We start from the raw sequence: 10,072 nt of genomic DNA, 5'->3' as shown, positions 1-10,072 counted from the left end.
ACACGGCGAGGATCCACAACACCCACCGCAAACCCGGTGAACGTTAGTGGACACCGCACTAGTTGAGACCGTGCCGACGACGACCGGCGTGATCATCGCGACCTATCGCCCTACCGCCTGACCGGATCCCCCACCATCAGGCAGTACCTGCTCAGCATGACCTTGCGCGCCCGAAGGGTTTCGGACCTGCACCTTCTGATCCGTAGGTTCCCGGCATTCGAGCAGCCATATGAAACGCAATGACCTCAGAGTTGAGCAGCGGGACTACTTGGCCGGCCCGGTGGGCTGCGAGGTTGGCGAGGTGGCGACGACCAGCCCGTCCGTTCCTACCGACGAGGGCGTGCCGCGGTGACGTCAGGTAGCAACCAGGTGAGACAGGAGGTCGATGACCCTTGAAGTCACGGCAGGGGTTGACGGCGTCCTTCGGTGTCCAACACGGTCTGGTCGGACGACAGCCCACCCAGCCGGTTGGTGAGATCTCCGTGCTGGTGGCTTCGTCGGCAAGTCGGTGTTTCTGAAGACGCGGCGGCCTTCGCGCTCGTCGGGAAGGTGCAGCTCGTCAGGCTTGCGCACTGGCTTGGCAGGCGCCGCGCCAGACCCTCGGCGGTTCCCTCGGTGGTCCTGGGCCCAGCCGGCGACGTGACATCACGCGCCGGGGGATGGTGCGGCTTAAATCCAGGGCAGCGGGTCGACTGGGCGGCCGCCGAGACGTACCTCGAAGTGCAGGTGGGGACCGGTGGAGGCGCCGGTCGATCCGACCAGTCCGATCACCTGGCCGGCGCGGACCCGGTCCCCGGGCGACACCAGCAGTTTGGACTGGTGGCCGTAGCAGGTGGATATCCTCTGCCGATCCGTGTTCCCGTGGTCGATGCAGGTGTAGTTGCCATAGCCGCCGTACCAGCCGGCCCGTGAGACGCGGCCGTCGGCGGCCGCGCGGATCGGCGTGCCGATCGGGGCGGCGATATCCACACCGGCGTGCAACTGCCACACTTTATAGTACGGATCGAAGCGGGTGCCGAACTGGCTGGTGAGCCGGCCCGACAGCGGACGGCCAAGCCGGCCCCGACCGACCTTCGCGACACTGCGATCCGGTGCCGCCGCGGCAGGCGCGGTGGGTACGCGACGTTTGATCTCCTGCCGGAGCCGCGCCTCCTCCTGCCGCCGGAGGGTGAGTTCGGCCTGGCCGGAGGTGATCGCGCCGGACAGGGCGATGGCGCGGCCAGTGGGGGTGTCCACGACGTCCGCGGAGTCCGCCACGGCGAAGGGCGAGGCCGCGTCCACGTCCCCGCCGGCGGTCAGCGCGGTCAGCAGTTGCAGCACCGGATCCGTTCCGCGTTGCACTTTGTTGAAGTCTGCACGGGTCCGGGCGAGGATGTTCTCCAGGTACTGGATCCGGTGCTGGACGTCGCTGAGAGCGGCGACTCGGCGGGCCTGCGGCGTGACGGCGGCGTCCACCGGCGGCTGCGGATACAGGTCGGCACCGGGATCACCAGCGATGAGCGCGGGGGCCGATCCGGGGCCTACGACCGGACCCGCGCTGCTCGGTGCCGGGAGGCCGCCCACCTGCGGTGGCTTGCGGGATGTCGGCGGGCTGGTCGCGGGCGGCGCCGTCGGTCCGGCCGACGCAGTGGCCGACGGGACAGGCGGCGGCTTCACCGTGGGCGGCTTGATGGGCGGCAGCGTGACCTTCGGCGGTTTCACCGGTGGCAGCGACACCGACAGCGACGGGTTCGGCAGAGTCGGCAGGGTCGGGAGAGCCGGCAGAGTCGGCAGGGGCAGTGGCCCCTGCGTTGAGATCTGTGCCGCGGCGGGCGCCGCCCCGGCGTCCAGGCAGAACGATGTCATCATCAGCACCGCCGCCCCGGCGACGGTCGCCAGCATGGCTTGCCTCCACCACTTCTGGTCCATTATGCACTCCTGCCCGCCGGCGTGTCCCGGTTCCTCTGCTACATCGGCACCGGGTGCCTGTCCGTTACAGCCGGTCGAGCGGCGGCGGGCCGTGACGCCGCCGCAGCCGCCGACGCGTCAGTAGCGCAGCCGCCGCGACCACGGCGGCCACCACCGCCGCGACGGCTGGCACCCGCATCGACCGCTCGGGCGGCGTGACCTCGCTCGCCAGGGCGGGCGGACCCAGTGGCCGATCGGTCGGTGTCGACCCCGGGAGCAGATACGCGTTGCTGGCGGTTTGGGCGCTCGTCGCGGGGATCTCCACCGAGGTGACAGCGACCAGGTTGCGGACCAGTGTGCCCGGCGCCGCACCCGCGCGGACACGTCCGGTGATCGTCATGTGCGGGATAGTTTCAGCGGCGCCCAGACGCAGGTCACCGAGGTCGCAGACGACCGTACGAGGGGCAGCCGCACACCGACCTGGCTCGGCGCGGGCAGTGATGCCGTCGAGATCAACTGTCGTGGTGAACGTGACCCGGGCCGCCGTGAGGGTGCCGCTACCGGAGATCGTGACGGTGTGGGTCACCTGTTGCCCGGGAAGTGCACCGAACGGTGTCGACGTCAGCACCGGCGCGGCGTCCACCTGAGGGGACGGTGGCGGCGTCGGGGCAGCCGCAGCCACGGCGGTCAGCAGGCTCGCCACCGGCGCAGCAATCGACTCCCACATGTCCACACTGTAAGCCGGCCGACACACGTTCGGCCCCTGCCAGATGCACCGCGTGCTCAACCAACTGTCAGTCGTCGTCTGCGCCGCGCTCCTGGGAATACCCGTCGAGCAGGTCCTGCAGGCGGTTCGCGGTGTCCGCGCTGATCCGGCTGTGCTCGGCCGCCTCACCAATCCGCTCGCTCAGCTCCCCGATCCGCTTGGCCCGGTCCTTGGGCTTGCCCCGATCCAGCGCGGTGAGCTTGTCCCGCAACTCCTCGGCCGTCTTCGGGTCGATATCGCCTCGGCGCTCCGCATTGTCGATCTCCGCCACCAGCTGGGCGGCCAGCTGCCGCAGGGTGACCGGAGTGATCCCTTCAGCCCGTGGCGCTGCGGTAGCTGGCCCAGAAGGCGGGCGCGCCGTTTCCGACGTCGGCTGCTCGGCGGGTGTGACGCTGGACGGTCTTGCTGCGGGCGGAGTGTCCGATCTGTCGCCGAGGGCGAGTACGCCGACCACACCCACGACGAGGGCGAGGCCGGCCGCGACGAGCGTGCCGAGTAGTCGGTTCGACTGGCGTGATGAGCCGGCTGGAAGTCCCGGTCGGTGCGGCCGTGCCATCGGGGGGCGGTCGATCAGCGTGGGCGAATGGGCCGGCGCGACGGCGGTCGGGCCGGCCGGCAGGGTGGGCAGGATCGCGGTGGGTGGGTCGGCCGGTGGGCCGGCGCCGAACCGGCTGGCGAGCTGCGCCGCCGTGGGCCGGCGGGCCGGTTCGGCGGCCAGGCAGGCGAGGGTGAGTTCGGCGATGTCGGTCGGCAGGCCGGGGATCCGCAGCGGTGGCACCGGGGTGCGCTGGGCGTGCGCCTTCAGCGCGTCCTCCCAGGTCTGCACGGGCACCGGGGCCAGTCCGGTGAGGGTGCGGTAGAGCAGCACGCCGAGGGCGTAGACGTCGCTGGCCGGGTTGGGCGGGCCGGCGGCCAGCCGCTCCGGGGCGAAGTAGGCGGGGGTGCCCATGAGCAGCTCGCCGGTCTGCCCGGCCAGCGGGTGGTGCGGGCCGGCGAGCGCGGCGATGCCGAAGTCGAGCACCTTGGCGCCGGTCTCGGTGAGCATGACGTTGCCCGGCTTGATGTCGCGGTGCACCACGCCGATCCGGTGCGCGGCGGCCAGCGCCGCTGCCACCTGTCCGGCCACCCGGACCGCTTCCGGCCAGGCCAGCGGCCCGCCTCCGGTGAGTCGGTCGGCCAGGTTGTGCCCGTCAACCAGCTCCATCACCAGGTACGGCACGACCGTGCCGCCGGGCAGGGTCGCCTCGGCGTAGTCGTACACCTGGGTGACGTGCGGGTGGGTCAGTCGGGCGGCCGCGCGGGCCTCGCGCTGGATGGCGGCCCGTAGCTGCGGGTCGACGGCGAACTGTCCGGCGAGTGCCTTGACCGCGACGGGTCGGCCGAGCACCTCGTCGTCGGCCCGCCACACCTCCGACATCCCGCCGAGCCCGATGCGCTCGCGCAGGACGTACCGATCGTGCAACCGGAGGGTGGACATGAACGGCGACATGGTGGTCCAGTCTGCCCGCCCGGTGTCGCCGTCGATCAACCGCCCTGCCGCCGCGCAGAGCGCGGCGTGCAGACAGCGTTGGGGGTACAGCGCTGGTGGTACGCGCCGCCGCCGCGGCTCTCGCCGAACGGATGCACGCCGCCGCGGCCGCACAGGCCGCCAGCCCGCGTCCGAGCACTGCCAGCGCGGCGGCGCCCAAGGGTGTATCGCACCGGCCAGGATCAAGGTCACCGATTCGTGAGGCGATGCGGCATGGGGCTGTGAGGCTCCGTCGAGGAAGCCATCCGCAACGGACGGTCGGTGTTCATCGCCAGTGAGGGACTCGGCGGCCTGGCCGCCTACCTCACCCGCTGACCGCCGGCCCGTCCGGCGACGTCGGCGGTTGCGACGCCGTCGATGTGACTGTCGGCGCTCGGGCGGGCGGCTCCGCCAGCCGTTCCATCCGGGTCCAACCGGACCAGCCACGCTCGTGCATCAGGTCCCGCAGTCGCACCGTTCTCGGGTCCTTTTCGATGGCCAGCGCGTCCAGCAGGTCCGGCAGATCGTCTTGCGCTTCCTGGTCGGCGACGAGGTCTCCGGAGCGGTGGGCCTGCTCGGCCAGGGCGGCCATGATGTCGGCGGCTTCCTCCAGCAGCGTGTCCCCGCCTGTGTCGCTGTCGAAGATCTCTGACAGGACCCGATAGAGCCGAACGACGTCCGGGTCGTCGAGCTGGGCGAGTTTCGCCGGCATCCACTCGATGACGCGCTCGGGCCAGCGGGCGGCGACCAGGATCCACCCGTCCCGTTCGGCCTCCACCATCCGCTTCGACGCCCCGATGTCCCGAAGCCGATCGAGGTACGCGGCCACTTGCGGGGGAAGCGCCAGACTGTCCCCGGCGGTGAGTTGCGCGATCTGCTTGCGGCTGGTCTCCAGCCGTCCGATCTCATCGCACAGATTTCGGTCGATCCGCCGCACCGCTTCGGCGAAGGTTCCCGCGTCGGCTTCGAGCATCCGGCTGATCTGCGACAGCGGTACGCCGGCGTCGGCGAGGGTGCGGATCCTGATGAGGGACACGACTGCCGTGGCGCCGTACCGCCGGTAGCCCGAGGCGTCCCGTTCGGGCTCGGGCAGCAGCCCGATCTGGTGGTAGTGCCGCACCGCTCGCACGGTGACCCCGGCATACGAGGCCAGTTGCCCGATCGTCAGCATGCGGTAGATCCTGCCTTCACTCGCCCGGACCCGGTCGGCACCGGCTCAGAAGATCCTGCGCCGGTAGGAGATGGTGGCGAACAGGTAGGCGACGACGAGGATGCCGACGCACCAGGCGAGGGCGGTCCAGATGTCGGTGCCGACCGGTTGCTGGGTGAACAGGGCTCGGATTCCGTTGACGATGGCGGTTACCGGCTGGTGTTCGGCGAAGGCGCGCACCGGGCCGGGCATGGACTCGGTGGGTACGAAGGCCGAGCTGACGAACGGCAGGAAGATGAGCGGGTAGGCGAAGGCGCTCGCGCCGTCCAGCGACTTCGCGGTGAGGCCGGGGAGGACGGCGAGCCAGGTCAGCGCCAGGGTGAACAGGGCCAGGATGCCGGCGACGGCGAGCCATCCCAGTGCGCCCGCTCCCGTGCGGAAGCCCATGGCCAGGGCGACGCCGAGGACGACCACGAGCGAGATCAGGTTGGCGACCAGCGATGTCAGGACGTGCGCCCACAGCACGGCGGAGCGTGCGATCGGCATGGACTGGAACCGTTCGAAGATGCCGCCTTGGATGTCCAGGAAGAGCCTAATGGCGGTGTAGGAGATGCCCGACGCGATCGTGATGATCAGGATGCCGGGCAGCAGGTAGTTCACGTACGAGTCGGACCCGGTCTCGATCGCGCCGCCGAAGACGTAGACGAAGAGCAGCATGAAGGCGATCGGCATGATCGCGGTCGTGATGATGGTGTCCGGGCTGCGGGCGATGTGGCGCAGCGATCGGCCCAGGAGGACGGTGGTGTCGCTGAGGAAGTGCTTGTTCATCGGTTTTCCTTCTCGGTTCGGGCGCCAACGACGGTGAGGAAGACGTCCTCGAGGGTCGGCTGCTTCTCGACGTACTCGACCTTGGCGGGTGGCAGGAGTTGCTTGAGTTCGTGCAGGGTGCCGTTCACGATGATCCGGCCCTCGTGGAGGACGGCGATCCGGTCGGCGAGCTGTTCCGCCTCGTCCAGGTACTGCGTGGTGAGCAGCACCGTTGTGCCTTGCGCGGCGAATTCCTTGACGGCCTGCCACACCTCGAGGCGCCCCTCCGGGTCGAGCCCGGTCGTCGGCTCGTCGAGGAAGATGACCGGCGGATCGCCGATGAGACTCATCGCGATGTCCAGGCGGCGGCGCATGCCACCGGAGTACGTCGCCACCCTCCGGGCGCCCGCCTCGGTCAGCGAGAAGCGCCGCAGCAGGTCGTCCGCGATCAGGCCCGGGTCCTTGAGATGCCTCAGCCGGGCGACCAAGACGAGGTTCTCCCGCCCGGTGAGGATCTCGTCGACCGCCGCGAACTGCCCGGTCAGGCTGATGGACTCGCGTACGTCGGTGGCTTGCGTCGCGACGTCGAAGCCGTTGACCCGGGTTGTCCCGGCGTCGGCCGTGAGCAGCGTGGACAGGATCTTCACCACCGTGGTCTTGCCCGCCCCGTTCGAGCCGAGCAGGGCGAAGATGCTGCCCCGGCCCACGTCAAGATCTACACCACGGAGCACCTTCAGATCCCTGAACGACTTCTCCAGGCCCCGCACGTGGATGGCCGGCTCGTGGGCCAGATGTGTTGCCGGAATACTCATGGCAGCCAGCATGGAGGGCTGACGCAGCGTCAGGGTCAAGCCCGCGCCGCAGATTCGATTCGGCCTCCACGCGTCACCGCGACTGGTCAGGGCCGGTAGCGGTAACCCATGCCCGGCTCGGTGATCAGGTGCCGGGGACGGGCGGGGTCGTCTTCGAGCTTGCGCCGCAGCTGGGCCATGTACTGGCGCAGGTAGTTGGTTTCGTGCTGGTATTCCGGCGGGATCGGGGATCGGTTTTCGGGTAGGGCACGGCGGCTTCGATCTGCTGCTGGTCTGGGTGGCGGGCGCGGGCTGTTAGTTGTACGTCGGGGGATCGCCAACCTGCGCGGACCGCCCACGGTCAGCCACTCCCCCGCCGTGGCGTCAGCGCCTGGATCGGAGTGAGTTGACCCCCTGAACGCGGGGCGGTGGCCTGTTCCGGATCGTTGAGCCGGGTGAGGTTGACGGTGAGTGCGGTGCAGCGGTTGACCAGGACGGCAGCGCTGACCTTGTCCGGGTCGGCACCGTCTTCGACCTGGTGTCGTTGCGGATGTTGCCCGACCCGGCACCAGCCGCACCGTGTTTCTCGTAGCCGAAGTGGTCGGTCAACTCCTCGTTGAGCGCGGTCTCCAGGACCGTCTTGGTCAGCTACTTGAGCAGCCCATCCGGGCCGGTCAGCGACAGACCCTGTTCCTTCGCGCCGGACCAGCTCGGCAGCGGCTTTCGCCTCAGCCGACGGCCGAGGCCGCTTCTTTAGATCCACAGACCCGGTCCGGCTGCAACGGCTGGTAGGTGTGCGGTCCTCTAGCCATCGCGGCGCGTCGTGTAGGTGCTGAGATGCACGGCGATCGTGAGCGGCCCGCACAGGGCGAGCCCGGTGTAGAACAGCGCCCCGAACAGCGGGCTAGGGGTGTTGCGGGCGGTGAAGTCGTCGTAGCAGGCAAGCGTATACGCGATGATGGTGAGGGCGGCGACGGCCAGCAGCGGCCAGTTCTGCGCCCACCTCCGCCCGGCGGGGGTTCGCACCCACCGCCAGGCGGTCAGGCTGGGTGCGACGGCGAAAAGGACGATGTAGGCGATGCGGGTGCCCGTGTTCGTGGCGTGGACTTGCTCAGGCATGTTCCACGTAATGTAGGCGACGAAGAACATGCACCAGGCGGCGATCGCCGCGGTGAGGACGGCTGAGACGACGGCTACTATCCGTCGTTCGTGTGTGGACGTTGCGGGCGGGGTGGCCATGCGGCGGCTCCTGACGGCAGCTGGTTGGGCGCACTCATTCTCCGCGATGCTGGGTTGCGTGACGCCTGTCCGATGCGTCACGGACAACCCGGGCGCCGAGCCTCGCAGCAGGCTTGTCGGGAGTCGACAACAGCGCGGCGGCGCCCGTCGGTCGGTCGGAGACTGGCCCGGATGGAAACCAGGGAGTAGGGCCAAATGCTCACCCATTACCCGCTGTCGCTGCTGCGCATCGCGGGCGCGGTACAGGTCGACGGGCGCAGCGTCACCACCGAGATGGTCGCCAACGCTCGCGCCCAAGGCGCCACCGACGTGGAGATCCACGACACCGTCCTGATCGCCGCCGCGTTCAGCATGTACAACCGGTACGTCGATGGCCTCGGCACCTTCGCGCCCGACGGCCAGGACGCCTACACCGCCTCCGCCCGCCGGATCGTCGAGTTCGGCTACGGGTCGACAGGCAGACCCGAGCCATCCGAATCACCGGCTGCCTGAGCACACCAGCGTGACCACCCCGGACTGACACATAACCTCACGATGTGGACGCGACCAAGGCGATCGAGCCTGCGGCTCCTGCGGAGAGGCTGCCTCGGGACCAGGCGCGGGGCACAGGTTTCATGCTCGGGCTGTTCGGCTACCTCATCGCGCTCGTCGCTTTCGGATGCCTCGGGATTCTCGCCGGCGGCGCCGATCCGGGAGACCAGCTTGCGACCGGAATCGCGCTGGCGTACCTCGTGGCGCTGGTCGCGTCGGTGGTCATATCGGTAACGGTCCGGCGGCTACGACTGCAGCACCGCGCGAGGATGGCGGCGGGGCTGCTCGGCGGCATGGCGGTCGGCGTCCTGCTGCTCGTCATCCTGAGCGTCCGGATCTTCGGGCTGATAGACGAAGTCGCCTCGACGTGTCCCTGTGAGCCCATCATCGATCAGGTGCGCTTCTCGCAGGGCTAGAGCAGTGCAGCAGGGTCGTTCTTGGTCGACTGCTGTCCCTACCGGGAGCTTCGTCCCGCCTAAAGCACGGACGAGCCGGGGTCGGGCAGCTTGGTTCGACAGGAAGGTGGCGGGTTCGGTGACCTACCACGACTACTCCGAGGACTCGTCGATGCATGCGATGGTGTGCCTGGATCCGCGGGTGCCGGGCAGGGCTGGGCGCCTCAGGGCTTGCGCCTTTCGATCCGGGTCCATCCGGTCCAACCGCGCTCGGCGACCAGCTCCCGTAGCCGCGCGACGGCCGGGTGGGCGGCGTTGGCGAACGAGTCCATCAGGTGCACGAACGCCGCGTCGGGCGTGAACTCGTCCTGCAGGTCGAGCTCCCCGTTGGCGGCGGCCTGTTCGAACAGCTCGCTCATCAGGTCGGCGGTCTCGCGTAGCAGGTCGTCGTCCTTCCAGTCGTCCGAGATCCGAGCAAGGAGCTGGTAGAGCCGGATGACCTTCGGGTTGGCCAGCTGGGCGACCTTGTCGACCATGAGTTCCGGGATCGCCTCCGGCCACCGCGCTGCCATGAGGATCCACGCGTCGCGCTCGGCCTCAATGAGGGCAGGAGGCGCTCCGGTGGCGCGAAGGCGGTCGAGGTAGTCGACCACCTCCGCGGGGATAGCCAGTGAGTCGCCGCCGACGAGCCGCGCGATACGTCGCCGGTGCTCCTCCAGCTCGCGGATCTGCGTACGCAACCGACGGTCGATCTCCGTGGTCGCGGCGGCGAACGTCGCCGGGTCGGCGTCGAGGAGTTCGCTGACGCGGGCCAGCGGGACGCCGGCCTCGGCGAGGGTCCGGATCCGGATGAGTCGCACGACGGCCGCCGCGTTGTAGCTGCGGTAGCCGGAGGCGTCACGCTCCGGCTCCCGCAGCAGCCCGATCTGGTGGTAGTGGCGCACCGCGCGGATGGTCACCCCGGCGTAGGAGGCCAGCTGTCCGATGGTCAGCATGGCT

The 10,072-nt window shown here is 69.6% G+C and carries 10 protein-coding genes and 2 pseudogenes; 2 read left to right on the top strand and 10 right to left on the bottom strand.

From position 1 onward, the window contains the following. Positions 1-669: 669 nt before the first annotated feature. The 9 genes and pseudogenes from ACFOW4_RS10525 to ACFOW4_RS10485 form a co-directional block, all read right to left on the bottom strand. A complete protein-coding gene (locus tag ACFOW4_RS10525) occupies positions 670-1,455 on the bottom strand; it encodes a M23 family metallopeptidase (RefSeq protein ID WP_377526626.1) in 786 nt (261 codons plus the stop codon). Positions 1,456-1,972: 517 nt separating this feature from the next. Next, complete coding sequence (locus ACFOW4_RS10520) at positions 1,973-2,530, bottom strand: hypothetical protein (RefSeq protein WP_377526624.1); 558 nt, start codon at positions 2,528-2,530, stop codon at positions 1,973-1,975. Positions 2,531-2,681: 151 nt separating this feature from the next. Then, positions 2,682-4,142 carry a protein kinase gene (locus ACFOW4_RS10515; RefSeq protein ID WP_377526622.1) on the bottom strand — a complete coding sequence of 487 codons (1,461 nt, stop codon included), beginning with the start codon at positions 4,140-4,142 and terminating at the stop codon, positions 2,682-2,684. Positions 4,143-4,485: 343 nt separating this feature from the next. Continuing rightward, positions 4,486-5,331 carry a MerR family transcriptional regulator gene (locus ACFOW4_RS10510; protein ID WP_377526620.1) on the bottom strand — a complete coding sequence of 282 codons (846 nt, stop codon included), beginning with the start codon at positions 5,329-5,331 and terminating at the stop codon, positions 4,486-4,488. A gap of 45 nt (positions 5,332-5,376) precedes the next feature. Further along, complete coding sequence (locus ACFOW4_RS10505; protein WP_377526619.1) at positions 5,377-6,138, bottom strand: ABC transporter permease; 762 nt, start codon at positions 6,136-6,138, stop codon at positions 5,377-5,379. Beyond that, positions 6,135-6,929, bottom strand: coding sequence for an ABC transporter ATP-binding protein (locus ACFOW4_RS10500; protein WP_377526617.1), 795 nt, complete (start codon positions 6,927-6,929; stop codon positions 6,135-6,137). The genes ACFOW4_RS10505 and ACFOW4_RS10500 overlap by 4 nt, the downstream gene beginning before the upstream one ends. Positions 6,930-7,015: 86 nt before the next feature. After that, positions 7,016-7,147, bottom strand: a pseudogene (locus tag ACFOW4_RS10495) (winged helix-turn-helix domain-containing protein); the annotation flags it as partial. Between the two features lie 271 nt (positions 7,148-7,418). Continuing rightward, positions 7,419-7,671, bottom strand: a pseudogene (locus ACFOW4_RS10490) (transposase); the annotation flags it as partial. A gap of 41 nt (positions 7,672-7,712) precedes the next feature. Further along, positions 7,713-8,147, bottom strand: coding sequence for a hypothetical protein (locus ACFOW4_RS10485; protein WP_377526616.1), 435 nt, complete (start codon positions 8,145-8,147; stop codon positions 7,713-7,715). Positions 8,148-8,342: 195 nt separating this feature from the next. On the opposite strand from ACFOW4_RS10485, the gene ACFOW4_RS10480 reads away from it, so the two are divergent. Then, a complete protein-coding gene (locus ACFOW4_RS10480; protein WP_377526614.1) occupies positions 8,343-8,639 on the top strand; it encodes a hypothetical protein in 297 nt (98 codons plus the stop codon). Between the two features lie 44 nt (positions 8,640-8,683). Next, positions 8,684-9,094 carry a hypothetical protein gene (locus ACFOW4_RS10475; RefSeq protein ID WP_377526613.1) on the top strand — a complete coding sequence of 137 codons (411 nt, stop codon included), beginning with the start codon at positions 8,684-8,686 and terminating at the stop codon, positions 9,092-9,094. Between the two features lie 203 nt (positions 9,095-9,297). Here ACFOW4_RS10475 and ACFOW4_RS10470 read toward each other — a convergent pair whose 3' ends face one another. Continuing rightward, complete coding sequence (locus tag ACFOW4_RS10470) at positions 9,298-10,068, bottom strand: MerR family transcriptional regulator (protein ID WP_377526611.1); 771 nt, start codon at positions 10,066-10,068, stop codon at positions 9,298-9,300. Positions 10,069-10,072 lie beyond the last annotated feature (4 nt).

The organism is Micromonospora sp. GCM10011542 (genome assembly GCF_042650685.1).
Taxonomy (GTDB): domain Bacteria; phylum Actinomycetota; class Actinomycetes; order Mycobacteriales; family Micromonosporaceae; genus Micromonospora.
The sequence above is the reverse complement of the archived record's forward strand: the minus strand, read 5'-3'. Positions and strand labels throughout refer to the sequence as shown.